This window comes from Streptomyces sp. NPDC091272, from assembly GCF_044757485.1.
Lineage (GTDB): Bacteria > Actinomycetota > Actinomycetes > Streptomycetales > Streptomycetaceae > Streptomyces.
Map to the genome: position 1 here is coordinate 534,846 of NZ_JBIVVC010000003.1, position 18,043 is coordinate 552,888.

Below are 18,043 nucleotides of genomic sequence, written 5' to 3' on the forward strand. Positions count from 1 at the left end.
GCGCGTGGGTCAGTGACGCGGGTAGGCGTGTGTCAGCAGCAGCTCGCCCTTGCCCGCAGGGGTGGCGTCCACGCACGCGGCGTCGATGACGTACGCCTGCACCATCGTGCTGTCCGAGGGGTGCGGCAGCAGTACGAGAAAGGCCTGCTTCCCTTCGTACATGCCCTGCTCGGTGCCCAGCGGTGTGTCGGGGCGGCCGGTGCCCCTCTGGATGCAGGAGGGGACGCCGAGAGCCTGCTTCGTGGAGTTGGGGCTTTCCTGTATGTCGACCGACGGAGCGTTCTTGTCCTTGGGGGTGCGCAGGCTTTCGTGGCGCGTCGCGCCGAGCAGGTTCTGGACGTGGTTCTGGAGCGGCGCACCGGAGAACTGCTGGATCTGTGCGGCGGACGCGGCGTCCTTGCCGGAGTGGTGCGGTGCGGACCGGAACGACTGGAACGACTGGACAAGCAGAACGGCGAGGCCGAGCGTTGCGACGCCCAGGACGGCGCTCCACACGGCACGGCGGCGGGGCTTGCGCGAACCGGGGCGTCCGGGCCCGGTCGTGGCGGGGGCGCGGCCGGCCCGCTGTGGGGCAGCAGGACGTTCCACGGATCGGCGCCGCGAGGGCGCAGACGATGTTTCACGTGAAACATCGGCAGGTTCGTCGGCCCCGTGAGCCCGTCGGCCGTCGCCGTGAGCTGTGCCGGCGACTGCCGAGGAGCCGGGCGCCTCGGCGGCGGACGCTGCGGAAGCGGGGGCCGCCGAGTCGGTCGCGGAGTCAGGGGCCGTGGAGTCCAGCAGGGCTTCGGCCGCCAGGGCCGCGTCGATACGCCCCGCGATGTCGGCGGGCATTCGCTGTGGACCGGGCAGGGTGCCGAGCAGCCCCCGGATCTCTTCCAGGGAGCGCTGCACGTCGGCGCAGAGTGCGCAGCCGTCGACGTGCTGCCGTACGTCCTCGGTGCGGGACGGCGACAGCAGTCCCTCCGCGAGGTCGGCGATCTCCGCGACATCCGGGTGCTGAGCCGTGCCGGTCATGGAGGTCACGCGCGCCCACCTCCGCCCTTCACAGCGGCAGGACCGTTCGGCCCTGCGTCTTTTGGTTCGGTTGCCGGTGGGACGGATGTCCCCGGCCTCCGGTTCCTTCCCCCTCCGGAGTCGTCGTTACCCCCGGCGCCGGTACGCAGATGAGTGAGGAGGGGAAGGAGTCTCGCCCGGCCGCGTGCGCAGCGGCTTTTCACCGTCCCCGCCGGCACGTCGAGGACCCGGGCGGCCTCCGCGACCGGGTACGCCTGCATGTCCACCAGGATCAGGGCTGCGCGCTGTTCGGCGGGGAGGGTGCGCAGTGCGGCGAGGAGTTCACGGTGCAGGTCCTGGCGTTCGGCGGGGGCCTCGGCGGACTCGTGGGGTTCCAGGAGCTGCTCCAGGCGCTCGGTGTCGTCCACGGGCGAGGTCTTGCGGGAAGCGGCCTTCCGGACCCGGTCGAGGCAGGCGTTGACCGTTATTCGGTGCAGCCAGGTGGTGACGGCGGACTGTCCGCGAAAGGTGTGGGCGGCCCGGAAGGCGGAGACCAGGGCGTCCTGGACGGCGTCGGCCGCCTCCTCGCGGTCGCCCAGGGTGCGAAGGGCGACCGCCCACAGCCGGTCGCGGTGCCGGCGGACGAGCTCCCCGAAGGCGTCCGGGTCCCCCTTGACGTGCCGGGCCAGGAGATCCTGGTCGTCGGCATCGCGCAGTGTGACTTCGTCCAACGGTGAGCCCCCTCTCCCCTGGCGGCTGAGTCAGCCGGTGAACTTCACATCGGTTATGGCCTGCTTGTACCCGGGGTCGCTGTACTCATCGCCGGGCGCCGACGGCATCGCGGTGATCCACACGAGCACGTACCGGGACTTCACCGGAGACTCTGCCCGCAGATCGGCGGTGGTGCCGTCGGTCTCGGTGGAAGCGATCTTCTTCATCGAGTCCAGCGAGGCCGATGACGACATGGAACCGGCGGCGTACAGGGAGATCGCGGTCTTGCTGCCGCTGTAGCTGAGCTGTATCGAGGCCGCCGAGACGTCCTTGGGGGCGCCGAGGTCGTAGACGATGCCGACACCCTGCTTGAAGGGGGCGAGCACCGGCCCGCCCTTGAAGGATTTCGTCCGCCAGTACGTCGAGCTGTCACCGTCGTACGTCTTGCCGACGTCGGAGGCGTGCTGCGGCTTGCCGTCCGGGTAGTACTCCTGGGCGTCCTTGACCGCGAGCGGACCGTTCGGCCTGGGCTTCTCGTCGCTGCCGTTGTTGATCGTGGTGTCGGTGGTGACGGGCTCGTCCGCGCTCTTGCGGTCCAGCAGGGTGTCGGCGAGCTGCCAGCTGCCCAGGCCGAGAGCGGCGATGAGGAGCGAGGCCACCCCCCACTTGAGGACCCGGCCGGTGCGGCTCTGCAAGGGCCTCGGCGGAGTCGGCACCGGCTGGGGGGCGGCGACGGGCCGCGGTTGCTGGCGCCCGTACGCACCCTGCTGGTACGTGGTGCGCTGATAGTCGGGCGGGGTGGTGAACGTGGGCTCCGGCGGACGGACGCGGGGCATTGCCGCGACGGCCTTGGCGAGCTCGTCGGGCGTCGTGCAGGGCGGCTCCTGGCGGGAGGCGGTGGCCCCGTCGTTGGCCAGGGCCCGCATGGCGAGTTCCGAGAGCCCTCGGTGGACGCCGGCTCGTACCTGGTCCGGGGCGATCAGCCCGATGCCCTTGGGTAGGCCGGTGAGACCGTAGGCGTCGCTCTCGTACGGCCAGCGCTGTGTCAGCGACGCGTACAGCAGCGCCCCGACCGCCTCGGTGTCGGTGAGCTGGGGGCGCTCGGCCGTGATGCCGCGCAGGGCCGCGTTCACCGCGAGGCCGCGGATCCGGTACTGGCCGGTGGAGGTGCGGAGCACGGCGCTCGGGGTGAGCCGCAGGTGGGACAGGCCCTCCCGGTGCGCGGCTGCCATGGCCTGCGACACCTGGCTGACGAGCTGGTACGCGTCGTGCGGCTCCAACGGTCCGGTGGCGAGCACGGCGGTCAGCTCGGTGGCGTCGGGCAGCCACTCGTGGACGACGTAGACGAGGTCGTTCTCCTCGACCGCGTCCAGTACCTGTACGAAGCGGGGGTCGCCGAGCAGTGCCGAGGAGCGGGCCGCGGCGAGCACGGACCTGGCCCGTGCGTGGTCCGCGGGCAGCAGGTGGACGCCGACGGCCCGCCGCAGTTTCTCGTCCACCGCGCGCCAGCTGCTGAACCCGTCCAGGCGGGTGACGCACTCCTCGAGCCGGTACCGTCTGGCCAGCTTGTGGCCGCTGTGCAGCTCGGGCGCGACGATCGGGGTCTCGGTGCCCTTCTTCTGGCCCGCCTCGTTCTGTGTGCTCATCTCCGATGTGCCCTGGCCTTCCGCCACCCCGTCGGCCGTGGCCCTGTCCGCACCAGCGGCAGACGATGCCCTTCCGCCGGAGGCGGGAGAAGGGCCGTCACCGCTGTTGTCGGCCACGTCGACGGCAGCCGTGCTACGTTCCGCCACCGTCGTTCCTGCCTCCCCATCCGTTGCGCGCTGCTGAGCAGCTTTGCCAATTGTGCCCACAGTCCGCTGCTGTGCACGACACACGACGGCGGGCGATGGTTGTGCGGACGTGTACGTTCCTCAGCGGCCGAGCCGTCCGCGGACCATACCGACCAGAGCGTTCAGCTCCGCGATGTGCATCTTTCTCGCGGCCACGAAGAAGACGCCGAGGAGGACTGCCCCGCCCACGATCAGAGCGGCGAGAGAACCGAGAACGCCCTGGCCGAGGGCTTGCGAGAGCGCATACCCCGCCGCACCGGCAAGCATGGCTGCCGGAACCGAGGCGATCGCCAGGCGTGCGTACGTACGCAGGACGTTCGCCCCGTCCAGATCGCCGCCGAGCCGCCTGCGCAGCCGCTGCCAGGCGATGCCCACACCGATCGCGTAGGCGAGTCCGTAGGACGCGGCCATACCGGTGACGGCCCAGCGGTCCGGCAGCAGGAGGTAGCAGAGCGCGGAGGCCCCGGCGTTCACCACTGCCACGATGACCGTGTTGTAGAAGGGGGTGCGGGTGTCCTCGTACGCGTAGAAGGCGCGCAGGACGACGTACTGCACGGAGTACGGGATCAGGCCGAGGCCGAAGGCCATCAGCATGTAACCCATGTTCGTGGCCGGGGCGATCCCCGAGGAGCCGAAGATCAGTGTGCAGATCGGTACGCCCAGCGCGAGGAAGGCGAAGGCGATCGGGACGATGGCGACGGCGGTGGTGCGCAGACCCTGCGAGATGTCGTCGCGGACCGCGCCCGCGTCGCCCTCGTTCGCCGAACGGGACAGCCTGGGCAGCAGCGCGGCCATCAGGGAGACGGTGATGATGGCCTGCGGCAGTCCCCAGATGAGCTGGGCGTTGGCGTAGGCGGCGAAGCCGATGCCGTTGCCGTTCTTGCCGACGGCGGCGGTGGCCAACTGGATGACGACGATGGCGCCGGCTTGGTTGGCGAGGACGAACAGGATCGTCCACTTGGCGAGCTTGGCCGCTTTGCCGAGGCCCTGCCCCTTCCAGTCGAAGCGGGGACGCAGCTTGAAGCCGGTCTCGCGCAGGTACGGGATCATCGCGAGGGACTGGACGACGAGGCCGAGCAGGACACCGATGCCCAGCAGGCGCTCGCCCGCCGGCGGGATGCTCGTCACCTTCATTCCGGAGTTCGCCGAGGTGCCGTACACCCAGATGAACATGCCGAGCGTGCTGATGATGACGATGTTGTTGAGGACCGGTGTCCACATCATCGCGCCGAACTTTCCGCGCGTGTTGAGGATCTGTCCCATCACCACGTGGACGCCCATGAAGAAGATCGTGGGAAGGAAGTAGCGCAGCAGGGTGACGGCGACGTCGTTGGCTGCCGCGTCCTGGGAGATCTGCACCGACAGGAAGCGCACCAGGAGGGGTGCGAAGACCATCGCGAGGGCGGTGAGAGCGCCGAGGGCCACGGTGACGAGGGTCAGCAGGCGGTTGGCGTAGGCCTCGCCGCCGTCCGCGTCGTCCTTCATGGCGCGTACCAGCTGCGGTACGAAGACGGAGTTGAGGCCGCCGCCGACGGTCAGGATGTAGATCATCGTCGGCAGCTGGTACGCGACCTGGAAGGTGTCGCCGAGCAGGCCGGCGCCGAGCGCCGCGATGATCAGGGCGGAGCGGATGAAGCCGGTGAGGCGGGAGACCATGGTGCCCGCGGCCATCACCGCACTGGACCGCATCAGTCCTGCCGCGCGGCCGGCGGGCTTCTTCGGCGGGGGGGCAGCCGCGGGTTCCGGGGCCGCGGGGGCGGGAATGCCCGGGACCTGCTGGTCGCGGTAGAGGTGCGCGAACGCGTCCTGTTCCGGCCGGTCGTCCTCACTGGCCCTGGTCACCAGGTCGTCGACGCCGGTGAACTGCACGGTGCGGGCGTCGTCGCCGTACGGCAGGTGGCGGGAGGGCCCGTCGGGCTCGGGCGGCGGGGTCTGGGCCCACACCCTCGGGTCCGGGGCATGGGGCGGCGCGGCCGGCTGCTGGTAGAGCGGCGGCGTCTCCTGGTAGGTGCCGGGCGGTGGCGGGGGGTGCGAGGCACGGTCGTACAGCGCCTCGGTCACCGGGTCCTGCGCGGAGATGTCCTGCGCCCGGTAAGGATCGTGCTGATAGGCGGACTGCAGATAAGGATCTTCCTGGGCGGGCGGCGGAGGCTCCTGCCGCGGGGGCGCGTGGCCCGCGGCATCGCCGCCCGCGCGCTGCCCGCGGTCACCGTCGTACGGCGCGTTCATTGCAACCCCACCTCATCGTCCCCGGCCGACGGCCACGACATCGCTCAACGGTCCTTGCTCAACGGTCCACTTTCTCACCCGTGGCCGAAGGCTCCCCGCTTTCCGGACCGGTGTCCGGGTTCGGGTCACTCGGCTGCTCGGGGTCCCCACCGTCGGGAGCGCCGTTCTCGGGCGCCTCGCCGCGGGCCGCCGAGCGCTTGCGCTGCGAGTACATCTTGATTCCGGCCAGGACGAGGAGGAGCACGCCGCCGGCGATCACCAGCATCACCGTGGGGGTGACCTCGTTGACCTTCACCGTGAAACGCATCTCCGGCCCGTACGGAGTGCCGTCCTCGGTGAACAACTGGGCGACCACCGGCACCTTGCCGTTGGCGTTCGCGGTCGTCGCGATCTTCACGGACTGGCTGTGCCCGCCCCTGACCTTGATCGGTTGCTCGGTGACCGCGCTGCCCTCGCCCTCGCCGAGCTTCAGCCGGGTCGGCTTGGTGGACTGGAGGCGCAGCACCAGGTGGTGGACGTCCTGCACGAGCTTGTTCTGCACCGTCACCGGGATCGTCGCGCTTCGCCCCGAAAGGGTCGCGGTCGACTTCTCGATCAGGGTGATCTCGCTGGTGAGGTCGTACAGATAGCGCTGGACGTCCGCACGGTAGATGCCCGCCGCCACGTCGTGGCCGCGCCAGGACGTCGACATCTCGCGGTTTATGGCATTGCCGAACGGGGTGACGACCCGCTCCGGGCGCGTCAGCACCACCTTGAAGTGGTCGAGTGTGTTCTGCGTCGCCTTGATGTCCTCGAAGGCGGAAGTGGGGAGCTCCCGGTCGCGCAGTGTGCCGGGGTAGGCGGCGGAACCGGGCACCTGGGTGGTCGCGTCGGGATCCGGTTTGGCCTTCGCGGCGGCCACGAGGTCGAGCGGCTCGGTCCAGCGCTGGGAGTCGAGGGCGCGCAGGGCGGAGGCCATCGTCTGGGCCTGGGTGACGCTCGGCATGCGCTGCGGAGCGACGACGGTGCTGCGTTGTCTGTCCTCGTCCTGCTGGGTCAGCGCCAGCGTCTGGGCGAGGAACTCCTGGACGGCCAGCGTGGAGTTCTCCGCCCTGGACATGTCGCCCTGGAAGGCGGTGGACAACCGGGCGTCGGCGACGATCGCGGTACGGCCGGCGCCGATCGGGCGGGCGGAGGTCGGGGAGTACGGAAGCCCTCGGATCTCGCGCAGGCTGTCGCTGCGGGCGATGACGTTGTGGGCGCCGGCCGAGGTGGCGGTGTTCATGATCGCGGGGTCCACGGCTCCGTCGATCGGCCAGGCGAAGTCCGTGGACGCCTTGACGTGCAGGGTCGAGTCCACGGTGATCTCGGCGGCCTTGGTGGCCCGCTGCAACTGGTTCAGGGAGCCGGGAACGTTCTTGCCGCGGTGGGCGAGGGAAGCGAGGTCGGGGTCGGCGAAGGGGAGCGCCACCACCTTCTTGCCCTTCACGGCGTTCTCGACCGAGTTCAGCCACTGCTTGGCCACTGCCTGGCTCTTGCCTGGCACGTTGACGCCGGTCGCCTTGTCCTTGACCGTGTAGCCCTTCACCATCGCGTCGACGGTGGCGAGCAGGTCGGGATCGATGACCCAGGTCACCGGGAGCTCGTTGCCGAGCGAGACCAGTTGTCCCAGCCGTCCGCCGGGGGCGAGCTCCTTGGCGAGGTCGTCGTTCTCGAAGACGGGGGTCTGCTGCTCGTCCGATCCCGTCTCGGCGCTCAGCCGGGTCGTGGAGATCAGCGGCCACATGTAGGTGAGCTGGGTCTTCTGCTTCGTGCCGTCGTCCTGCCAGGGAAGGAAGGTCCGCTCGACGCCCAGCACCCGCTCGGCGCCCTGCCCGGCGGACTTCCCGGAGAGCGTCACACCCAGCTGATACACGCCCGCGTCCTCCAGTCCCAGCTTGTCGACGGGGACGGCGAGGCTGAAGTCCGTACTGACGCCGGACGGCAGCTTCGGGATCTTGACGACGTAGGTCTCCAGCTCCTGGGGCTCGTTGCCCGCGGAGTAGCCGCTGCGCGCGGCGGCCGCGTCGATCTGGGTGCGGCCGGAGAGCCTGCTGCTCACGCCGAGCCCGACCCTGGCCTCGGTGATGGTCTCCCGGCCCTTGTTGGTGACCGTCCCCGACACCGTGACGGTGTCGTCCTTGACCGGGGCACTGGGGGTCAACGAGTCGAGGGAGACATCGACCGTGCGCGACCCCGACGCCTCCGTCGCCGCGTACGCCGCCGGGGCTGCCGGGAGCTCCGCCAGGCCGACCAGGAGCGGGGCACCGGCCATGAGGGATGCCGCACGCCTTACCCATCGGCGGGCAGGAGAAGGAGTCATCCCCTGGAAGTCTGCCGCCTCGGCCACGCGCTCGCCCGTCCCTCGTCGTCGTTGGCTGCCGTTGATGGTTGTCCGGTTCCTGCGTCCACGCATGGTAACGATGCGCGCCACGGCGAAGTGCCGCGGACTGCGCCACATGATCGGAAGAGTCTCTCAGGGCCCCGCGAAAACGATGACACTCCGCCCGGCGGGGGCACGTACCCTTTTCTGTTGTGCCGAACGCCAACGAAGACAACTCCAGCGCCCTGAGTCAGGTGCAGCGCCGCGCAGTGAGCGAACTGCTGCGGGTCTCACCCGTCGCCGACGACCTCGCCCGCCGATTCCGGGAGGCGGGCTTCCGGCTGGCCCTGGTCGGCGGCTCGGTCCGGGACGCGCTCCTGGGCCGGCTCGGCAACGACCTGGACTTCACCACCGACGCCCGTCCCGAGGAAGTACTGAAGATCGTCCGGCCCTGGGCGGATGCCGTGTGGGAGGTGGGGATCGCCTTCGGGACCGTCGGTTCGCAGAAGGACGGCTATCTGATCGAGGTGACGACCTACCGCTCCGAGGCGTACGACAGGACCTCGCGCAAGCCCGAGGTGTCCTACGGCGACTCCATCGAGGAGGACCTCGTCCGCCGCGACTTCACCGTGAACGCGATGGCGGTCGCCCTCCCGGAGAAGGATTTCGTCGATCCGCACGGCGGCCTCGACGACCTCTCTGCGAAGCTGCTGCGCACGCCGGGGACGCCGGAGGACTCCTTCTCGGACGACCCGCTGCGGATGCTGCGTGCGGCCCGGTTCGCCGCGCAGCTCGACTTCGAGGTGGCCCCCGAGGTGGTGGCGGCGATGACGGCGATGTCCGAGCGGATCGGGATCGTCTCCGCCGAGCGGGTGCGTGACGAGCTCAACAAGCTGCTGCTCTCCGACCACCCGGCCAAGGGTCTCTCCTTGCTCGTCGACACCGGCCTCGCGGACCACGTGCTGCCCGAGCTGCCCGCACTGCGGCTGGAAAGTGACGAGCACCACCGGCACAAGGACGTCTACGAGCACTCCTTGATCGTTCTCCAGCAGGCCATCGATCTGGAGGAGGACGGGCCGGACCTGGTGCTGCGGCTGGCCGCACTGCTGCACGACATCGGCAAGCCGCGCACCCGGCGCTTCGAGCAGGACGGCCGGGTCTCCTTCCACCACCACGAGGTGGTCGGCGCGAAGATGACCAAGAAGCGCATGACCGCGCTGAAGTACTCCAACGACATGATCAAAGACGTGTCGAAGCTGGTGGAGCTGCACCTGCGCTTCCACGGCTACGGCACGGGCGAGTGGACCGACTCGGCCGTGCGCCGGTACGTCAGGGATGCCGGCCCGCTGGTGGAGCGGTTGCACAAGCTGACCCGCTCGGACTGCACCACCCGCAACAAGCGCAAGGCGACCGCGCTCTCACGGGCCTACGACGGGCTGGAGGAGCGCATCGCACAGCTCCAGGAGCAGGAGGAGCTGGACTCCATCCGGCCCGACCTGGACGGCAACCAGATCATGGAGGTCCTCGGTATCAGCCCCGGGCCCGAGATCGGCAAGGCCTACAAGTTCCTGCTCGAACTCCGCCTGGAGAACGGGCCGATGGGATACGACGAGGCAGTCGCAGCGCTCAAGGAGTGGTGGGCGGCCCAGGACTGAGCCGATGTTTCACGTGAAACATCACTCCTGGCCATGGGGTCGGCGACCGGGAGTGTTTCACGTGAAACGACGCCCAGCCCTGGTGGTTGGCGGCCGCGAATGTTTCACGTGAAACATCGTCCGCCTCGCGCGAGCCGGTTCCAGCGGGCCAGTGCCAGTGCCACCCCCGCGTAGAGCGCCGCGGTTGCACAGACCAGGGCTGCCGAACGCCCGTCCGGCGGCAGTACCAGGGCCGCCGTGGCCGCCGCGCCGACGAACGCCACGTTGAAGAGCACGTCGTAGAGCGAGAAGATGCGGCCCCGGTAGGCGTCGTCCACGGAGGACTGCACCTCCGTGTCCGTGGCGATCTTCGAGCCTTGGGTGGCGAGGCCGAGGAAAAAGGCACCGGCCAGGACCGGTACGGGTGAGAACGGCAGCCACAGCGCCGGTACGAGGACGGCGGCCGACGCGGCACACAGCACCGTCCAGCCGTACGGCCCCAGCCGCGCGGTTGCCCACGGGGTGAGCAGCGCCGCCGCGAAGAACCCGGCGCCGGAGATTCCCGCGGCGAGCCCCAACAGCGCCAACCCGTCAGCGCCGTCACCCCGGGCGGACGTATCGGCCCACGCGTACCGGCACAGCATCAGCACGGTCACCGTCAGTGCGCCGAAGCAGAAGCGCAGCACAGTCATCGCAGCCAGGGCGCGGGCAGCGGAGCGTTGTACGGCCAGGTGGCGCAGTCCGTCCCGCAGTCCTTGGGCGGTGGAGGCGAGCGCCGCGCCCAGCCGGGGTTTCCTCAACTCGGGTTCCGGGCCCAGCAGATCGCGGCCCATGCGCAGAGCGGCCAGTGCCGATCCGAGGTAGAGCAGGGCGCCCAGGAGAACGACCACGGCGTCGGAGTCCGGGCCCAGCAGCCGTACGCCGAATGCGAGTCCGCCGCCCAAGGTGGCGGCGAGGGTGCCGGCTGTGGGCGAGAGCGAGTTGGCGACCACCAGACGCTCGGTGTCCACGACGCGCGGCAGGGCGGCCGAGAGCCCGGCCAGGACGAAGCGGTTGACTGCGGTGACCGACAGGGCGGAGGCGTAGAAGATCCAGTCGGGAGCGGAACCCACGATCAGCAGTGCCGTGCACGCGGCGAGGGCCGCGCGCAGCACGTTGCCGTACAGGAAGACCTGGCGGCGGTTCCAACGGTCGAGCAGGACCCCGGCGAACGGGCCGACGAGTGAGTACGGGAGCAGCAGCACCGCCATCGCGGAGGCGATCTCCGCCGGCGAGGTCTGCTTCTCGGGAGAGAAGACCACGTACGCGGCCAGGGCGACCTGGTAGACGCCGTCCGCGCACTGGGAGAGCAGCCGCACGCTCAGCAGGCGCCGGAAGTCGGGCAGGCGCAGCAGCACCCGCAGATCACGCACGACGGACATGCGAGCAAGGGTCACACACGGTGGTTGCGAGGTGGGGGCCGGGCGGGCATGGATGTTCCGGTGATGCCTGCGGCTTGCCGGGAGGTGACGAGGAGGGGCCCCGGACAGCTGCTGTCCGGGGCCCCTCCTCGTGGAAACGGTGGCGGAGCTTAGCGCTCGACCTCGCCCTTGATGAACTTCTCGACGTTCTCGTAGGCCTCGTCGTCGAAGTACTGCACCGGCGGGGACTTCATGAAGTACGAGGAGGCGGACAGGATCGGGCCGCCGATGCCACGGTCCTTGGCGATCTTCGCGGCACGCACGGCGTCGATGATGACGCCCGCGGAGTTCGGGGAGTCCCACACCTCGAGCTTGTACTCGAGGTTCAGCGGAACGTCGCCGAACGCACGGCCCTCAAGGCGGACATACGCCCACTTGCGGTCGTCGAGCCAGGCCACGTAGTCGGACGGGCCGATGTGGACGTTGTCGGCACCCAGGTCGCGGTCGCGGATCTGCGAGGTGACGGCCTGCGTCTTGGAGACCTTCTTGGACTCCAGGCGGTCGCGCTCCAGCATGTTCTTGAAGTCCATGTTGCCGCCGACGTTCAGCTGCATGGTGCGCTCCAGGCGCACTCCGCGGTCCTCGAACAGCTTCGCCATGACGCGGTGCGTGATGGTGGCGCCGACCTGCGACTTGATGTCGTCACCGACGATCGGGACGCCCGCCTCGGTGAACTTGTCCGCCCACTCCTTGGTGCCGGCGATGAAGACCGGAAGGGCGTTGACGAACGCGACCTTGGCGTCGATGGCGCACTGCGCGTAGAACTTCGCGGCGTCCTCGGAGCCGACCGGGAGGTAGCAGACCAGGACGTCGGCCTGGGCGTCCTTCAGGGCCTGGACGACGTCGACGGGGGCCGCGTCCGATTCCTCGATGGTCTGGCGGTAGTACTTGCCCAGGCCGTCGAGGGTGTGGCCGCGCTGGACGGTGACGCCGGAGGACGGCACGTCGCAGATCTTGATGGTGTTGTTCTCGCTGGCGCCGATGGCGTCCGCGAGGTCCAGACCGACCTTCTTGGCGTCGACGTCGAAGGCGGCGACGAATTCCACGTCCTTGACGTGGTACTCGCCGAACTGGACGTGCATCAGACCGGGCACGCGACTGTCCGGGTCAGCGTCCTTGTAGTACTCGACGCCCTGGACCAGCGACGCAGAGCAGTTGCCCACGCCGACGATGGCTACGCGAACGGAACCCATTGACGGTTGCTCCCTGTGTGTTCTCGACGAGGCCTGCGGAGTGCAGGCTTCAGTTGGCGGTGTCGTCGGACGGGCCCGGCGGGGTGGTACCCCGGTGCCGGGGCAGGCCGTCCTTGTCACCTGATGTGCGGTCACCGGCTGTGCGGTCACCTGATGTGCTGCCGGACGACGTGGTGCCGTGCGGCAGACCGGAGCCGGGATCGCCGTCGGATCGGCGCTGATCCCGGCCTGCCCGCTCGCTCTCGATCAGCTCGTTCAGCCAGCGCACCTCGCGCTCCACGGACTCCATGCCGTGCCGCTGCAGTTCGAGTGTGTAGTCGTCCAGGCGCTCACGGGTGCGGGTGAAGGAGGCCCGCATCTTCTCCAGCCGCTCCTCCAGCCGGCTGCGGCGCCCTTCGAGGACCCGCATTCGCACCTCGCGTTCCGTCTGCCCGAAGAAGGCGAAGCGGGCTGCGAAGTGCTCGTCCTCCCAGGAGTCGGGGCCGGTGTGCGAGAGCAGCTCCTCGAAGTGCTCCTTGCCGTCCGCCGTGAGCCGGTAGACGATCTTGGCGCGGCGTCCGGCGAGCGAGGCGGCGAGCGCGTCCTCGGGGGCGCTGCCCGGCTCCTCGATCAGCCAGCCGTGGGCGACGAGCGCCTTGAGGCACGGATAGAGCGTGCCGTAGCTGAAGGCCCGGAAGACGCCCAGCGAGGTGTTGAGCCTCTTGCGCAGCTCGTACCCGTGCATCGGGGACTCACGGAGCAGGCCGAGAACGGCGAACTCGAGGATGCCGGAGCGTCTGCTCATCCTTCGCCTCCCTGCCGTTCCTGTGAAGTCCCGCCCGCTGTCCAGCACTTATGCCGAACTTATGCCGGGCTGATGTATCGACTCGATACATCCAGACGATAGAACGACCGTCCGCCCGCGACAAGGCCAGGCATGGTGAACGGCGTCACATCACCAATTCGTGGGACTCGACTTGCCTGATTTGGGACGAACATCGGCACTGGGAGGGTTTTGAGCCTGCGTAGTCTGTGCGGCATGCAAAACACCGGGAGCCGCGTGACGCAAGGGGGCGTCGTGTTTCCGGGAGTAGCAAGGGCTGGCCTGTGGGAGGGCACGTCCGCATTTCGGGGGGACCGGAACTCAACTGCCGCTTCCAGGCGAACTCGCCTGCCCGAGGAGTAGTCGTTCGATGAGCGAGCACCGTCGCAAGCCTCCGCAACCGCAAGGTGGCGGACGTGCCGCGGCCAGGAAAGCCGCCCAGCAACCTTCAGGCCGCCGTGCGGCCCCGTCGTCCCGCGGCCCCGCCGCGGGGGCGCCGTCTGGTGCGCACAGTCAGGAGGCTCCGTACGGCCAGGAACGCCCGCACGGAGGAAGGGCCGAGGCCCGCCGGGCCGCCCAGCGAGGCGGTGGCGGCGGCGGACGCCGGGGAGGCGGAGGCGGAGGCGGCCGGGGTGGCGACGAGGGCCCCGGGCGTGGCCGCGGCAGGGGCGACAGGCCGCAGAAGAAGAGGTTCATCGACTACCCACGCTCCACGAAGCACGGGTGGCAGCGGTTCGTGCCGTCCTGGAAGCAGGTCGTGGGGGTGTGCGTCGGCTTCGTCGGCGCGCTGATGGCGGCGGGCAGCATCGCGTACGCCATGGTCGGCATCCCCAAGGTGCACGCGACCGCCACGGCGCAGAACAACGTGTACTACTGGGACGACGGAAAGCCCATGGTGGCCACCGGCGGTGAGTTCAACCGCCAGGAGCTGGCCTACGACAAGATTCCTCCCGCCATGCGCTACGCGGTGATCTCCGCGGAGAACAAGTCCTTCGAGGACGACCCCGGTGTCGACCCCATGGGTATCCTGCGCGCGGTCGTCAACATGGCCAAGGGCGGTAACACCCAGGGCGGTTCCACGATCACCCAGCAGTACGTGAAGAACTCCATGCTCGAACAGGACCAGACCCTGGGGCGCAAGGTCCGGGAGCTGCTGATCTCGATCAAGGTGGGCGGTGAGGTCGACAAGACAGAGATCATGGCCGGCTACCTCAACGTCTCCTACTACGGGCGTGGTGCGTACGGTCTGCAAGCCGCGGCACGCGCCTACTTCGACAAGGACGCCGAGAACCTCAACGCGAGCGAGTGTGCCTTCCTGGCAGCGGTGCTCAAGGGTGCGACCTACTTCGACCCGGCCGGCGCGGAGTCCATCGACCCGGAGGCCACCCCGGTCAAGAACCGCAAGCGTGCCGAGGACCGCTGGGGCTGGATCCTGAACGAAGAGGTGAAGGACGGTCACCTCAGCGCGGCGGAGCGGGCGAAGTTCCGGGAGTTCCCGAAGGTCGTGGCGATGAAGAAGAACGCCCAGCTGAGCGGCCAGATTGGCTACCTGGTCGACCTCGCCAAGGCCAACTTCATCAACAAGAACGACAGGGGCATCGACGCCGAGGACCTCTCCAAGGGCGGGTACCGCATCTACACCACCTTCAACAAGAAGAAGGTGGAGCGGCTGGAGAAGGCCGTGAAGAGCGTCTACGACAAGAAGATCGACCCCGCGAAGCGCCCCGAGACCGACACCCACGTCCAGTTCGGCGGCGCCTCGGTCGACCCCAGGACCGGTGCGATCGCAGCGGTCTACGGCGGCACGGACGCCACCAAGCACTTCACCAACAACGCCGACCAGACCGGCGCCCAGGTCGGCTCCACCTTCAAGCCGTTCGTGCTGGCGGCGGCGATGCAGCACGGCAAGCGCGACCCCGCGGGGCCTGCTGAGCAAGGGATGGACGAGCGCACCCTGGTCTCCCCCAAGAGCATCTACAACGGTGACGACCAGCTCAAGATCAAGCAGTACAACGGGGAGATCTGGCGCGACGAGAAGGACAAGGAGTGGTCCCAGACCAACGACGGGCACGAGTCGTACGGTCCGATCGACCTCCGCGAGGCGATGCGGGTGTCCGCCAACTCGCCCTACGTACAGCTGGGTATGGACGTCGGCATCAAGCAGGTGCGGGAGACGGCCAAGTCGGCCGGGCTGCTGGACTCCAGCCTGGCCAAGGGCGAGAACCCCTCCTTCTCCATCGGTATCTCCGACCCGAGCGCCATCCGGATGGCCGGTGCGTACGCCACCTTCGCGGCCAGTGGCGAGCAGAACGAGCCGTACTCGGTGCGGGAGGTGAAGAAGGGCGGTGAGCCCTTCTGGAAGCACCAGCAGAAGTCGACGCCGGACGCGATCGACTCCAACGTGGCCGACAACGTCACCGAGGTCCTGAAGAACGTCGTCGAGAAGGGCACCGGCTCCAACGCGCGGATTCCGGGTCGCGACGTGGCAGGCAAGACCGGTACCACCGACGGCAACAAGTCCGCGTGGTTCGTGGGCTACACGCCGGAGCTGTCGACCGCCATCGACATGTACCGGCTGGACGACAACGCGGAGAGCAAGAAGCGCGCGTTCCTGGAGATGTTCGGCACGGGTGGCGAGAAGAAGATCCACGGAGCTTCGTTCCCGTCCCAGATCTGGCACGACTACATGGTGGACGTGCTGCCCGAGAAGGGCGGGACCTTCCCCGTCCCTGAGCCCATCGGCGAGACGGTGTGGGGCGGTGGCGCCAAGAGCCCGGAGCCCACGCCGACCGTGACGCCGTCCGAGACGCCGTCCGAGACGACCACGCCCACGCCGCCGCCCGTGACGACGCCCCCCACCACTCCGCCCGCGGAGACGAAGCCCCCCGGCGGTGGCGAGGAGTGCGACGTCTGGGACTGGGAGTGCCAGCAGGGCAACAACGCCGGCGGAGCCAACAACGGCGGTGACAACGGAGGTCAGGACCCGGGCCGTCCGCCCGAGGAGACCAAGCCCCCCGGCGGTGACACCACCGGCGGCGGCGAGGACGCCGGCGGGGACAACGGCGGCAACGACACCGGAGGCGGCATCTTCGGATGAGCGGCCACCGGTAGGACGCCGGAGGCCGAGCGCCCACCAGGGCCGTCGCACCGAGTACGCGGGTGCGGCGGCCCTCTGCCGTGTTCCGGGCCGTGCGGCCGCCCTCCCCCGGGCATCGGGCGGCCCCTCGCGCACCGAGCGCGCTCGCGGTCGTTCTTTCTGTCGTGCAGGCACTGTGCGCCCCCCCGAGCCTGGTCGTGCTTTCCGTCGCGCACAGGCGGGTACGGCAGGATGTCCCGCATGACGAGCGTGCACGAGGACCGGCCCGTACCACCGACGCGGCAGGACGAGGTCGCCGCCGCGGGGAGTGAACTCATCGGCGGGCCCATCGGCCGGTGGGCCCGACTCGGCGGCAGCCGGCTCACCCCAGTCCGGGTGGTCGCCCTTGCGGCGATCGGCATGTTCGCCCTCGGCATGGTGCAGAAACTGCCCTGCTACAACTGGGCCTGGTTCCAGGGCACCAGCTCCCAGTACACCCACGCCTGCTACTCCGACATCCCGCACCTGTTCGTCGGACGGGGTTTCTCCGAGAACCTGGTTCCCTACTTCGACCGGCTGTCCGGCGACATGAACTTCCTCGAATACCCGGTCCTCACCGGGCTGTTCATGGAAGTCGCTTCCTGGCTGACCCCGTCGGGCGGCACCCTCCAGCACCGTGAGCAGATCTACTGGCTGGTCAACTGCGGCATGCTGATGATCTGCGCCGTCGTCATCGCCGTCTGTGTCGCCCGCACCCACCGCAGGCGTCCCTGGGACGGACTCCTCGTCGCCCTCGCGCCTGCCTTCGCCCTCACCGCCACCATCAACTGGGACCTCCTGGCGATCGCCCTGACCGCCGCGGCGATGCTGATGTGGTCCCGTGGCAGGGCGCTCGCCTTCGGCATCCTCGTCGGACTGGCCACCGCCGCCAAGCTGTACCCCGTACTGCTTCTCGGGCCGGTGTTCCTGCTGTGCTGGCGGGCGGGCAGGTGGCGGGAGTTCGGTGCGGCGCTGCTGGGCACCGCGGGCTCCTGGCTGCTGGTGAACCTTCCCGTGATGCTCCTCGCGCCGGAGGGCTGGAAGAAGTTCTACACGTTCAGCCAGGAACGGCAGGTCGACTTCGGCTCGTTCTGGCTGATCATCACGCAGCGCACCGGGAAGTCGTTCGAGGTCGAGGACGTCAACACTTACGCCACCCTGCTGATGCTTCTGATGTGCGCCGGCATCGGCTGGCTCGCCCTCGCCGCCCCGCGCCGTCCGCGCTTCGCGCAGCTCGCCTTCCTGGTGGTCGCCGCGTTCATCCTCACCAACAAGGTCTACTCACCGCAGTACGTCCTGTGGCTCGTCCCGCTCGCGGCGCTGGCCCTCCCCCGCTGGCGCCACCTGCTGGTCTGGCAGGCCTGCGAAGTCATGTACTTCCTCGGGATCTGGCTGTACCTCGCCTTCACCACCAGCGGCGACAAGCACCAGGGGCTGCCCACCGACGGCTACCAGCTCGCCATCGCCCTGCACCTGCTGGGAACGCTCTACGTGTGTGCGGTCGTCGTCCGCGACATCCTGCTGCCCGAACGGGACGTCGTGCGACGCGACGGCTCCGACGACCCGTCGGGAGGGGTGCTGGACGGAGCCCCGGACGTCTTCGCCATCGGCCGCTCCGCCCGCGGCACCTCGTACAAGGCGCAGCAGGTCCAAGGGCCTCGTGTCCAGTGGGGAACCGGGCAGGGCGCCACCACCGCGGCCGACTGATCCCAGACGGCCTTTCGTCATGTTTC

The 18,043-nt window shown here is 69.3% G+C and carries 11 protein-coding genes; 3 read left to right on the plus strand and 8 right to left on the minus strand.

The features are described 5' to 3' along the window. Window positions 1-9 precede the first annotated feature (9 nt). The 5 genes from ACIQM4_RS11725 to ACIQM4_RS11745 form a co-directional block, all read right to left on the minus strand. Window positions 10-1,023 (minus strand): hypothetical protein, encoded by a 1,014-nt coding sequence (locus ACIQM4_RS11725; protein ID WP_401589447.1) that lies wholly within the window; start codon window positions 1,021-1,023, stop codon window positions 10-12. Further along, a complete protein-coding gene (gene sigM, locus ACIQM4_RS11730) occupies window positions 1,020-1,724 on the minus strand; it encodes an RNA polymerase sigma factor SigM (protein WP_401589449.1) in 705 nt (234 codons plus the stop codon). Before sigM ends, ACIQM4_RS11725 begins: the two co-directional genes overlap by 4 nt. A 30-nt stretch (window positions 1,725-1,754) precedes the next feature. Next, window positions 1,755-3,497 (minus strand): protein kinase family protein, encoded by a 1,743-nt coding sequence (locus tag ACIQM4_RS11735; protein WP_401589452.1) that lies wholly within the window; start codon window positions 3,495-3,497, stop codon window positions 1,755-1,757. A gap of 120 nt (window positions 3,498-3,617) precedes the next feature. After that, a complete protein-coding gene (gene murJ / locus ACIQM4_RS11740; RefSeq protein ID WP_401589455.1) occupies window positions 3,618-5,765 on the minus strand; it encodes a murein biosynthesis integral membrane protein MurJ in 2,148 nt (715 codons plus the stop codon). 58 nt (window positions 5,766-5,823) lie between these two features. Then, on the minus strand, window positions 5,824-8,133 hold the full coding sequence (locus tag ACIQM4_RS11745) for a DUF6049 family protein (protein WP_401589458.1): 2,310 nt from the start codon (window positions 8,131-8,133) through the stop codon (window positions 5,824-5,826). Window positions 8,134-8,318: 185 nt separating this feature from the next. On the opposite strand from ACIQM4_RS11745, the gene ACIQM4_RS11750 reads away from it, so the two are divergent. Further along, window positions 8,319-9,761, plus strand: a complete 1,443-nt coding sequence (locus ACIQM4_RS11750; protein ID WP_401589461.1) for a CCA tRNA nucleotidyltransferase — start codon at window positions 8,319-8,321, stop codon at window positions 9,759-9,761. A 104-nt stretch (window positions 9,762-9,865) separates the two neighbouring features. On the opposite strand, the gene ACIQM4_RS11755 is transcribed toward ACIQM4_RS11750, so the two are convergent. The 3 genes from ACIQM4_RS11755 to ACIQM4_RS11765 form a co-directional block, all read right to left on the minus strand. After that, window positions 9,866-11,161, minus strand: a complete 1,296-nt coding sequence (locus ACIQM4_RS11755) for an MFS transporter (RefSeq protein ID WP_401589463.1) — start codon at window positions 11,159-11,161, stop codon at window positions 9,866-9,868. A gap of 149 nt (window positions 11,162-11,310) precedes the next feature. Next, window positions 11,311-12,393 carry an inositol-3-phosphate synthase gene (locus ACIQM4_RS11760; RefSeq protein ID WP_401589466.1) on the minus strand — a complete coding sequence of 361 codons (1,083 nt, stop codon included), beginning with the start codon at window positions 12,391-12,393 and terminating at the stop codon, window positions 11,311-11,313. A 49-nt stretch (window positions 12,394-12,442) separates the two neighbouring features. Further along, the gene (locus ACIQM4_RS11765; protein ID WP_401589469.1) at window positions 12,443-13,177 is read right to left on the minus strand and encodes a helix-turn-helix transcriptional regulator; all 735 of its coding nucleotides are present in this window, start codon (window positions 13,175-13,177) and stop codon (window positions 12,443-12,445) included. Between the two features lie 388 nt (window positions 13,178-13,565). Here ACIQM4_RS11765 and ACIQM4_RS11770 point away from each other — a divergent pair, with 388 nt between their 5' ends. Together ACIQM4_RS11770 and ACIQM4_RS11775 are read left to right on the plus strand one after the other, a co-directional pair. Then, window positions 13,566-16,292, plus strand: a complete 2,727-nt coding sequence (locus ACIQM4_RS11770; protein WP_401589471.1) for a transglycosylase domain-containing protein — start codon at window positions 13,566-13,568, stop codon at window positions 16,290-16,292. A 240-nt stretch (window positions 16,293-16,532) separates the two neighbouring features. Next, window positions 16,533-18,017: a glycosyltransferase family 87 protein gene (locus tag ACIQM4_RS11775; RefSeq protein ID WP_401589474.1), complete on the plus strand. Its 1,485-nt coding sequence runs from the start codon at window positions 16,533-16,535 to the stop codon at window positions 18,015-18,017. Window positions 18,018-18,043 lie beyond the last annotated feature (26 nt).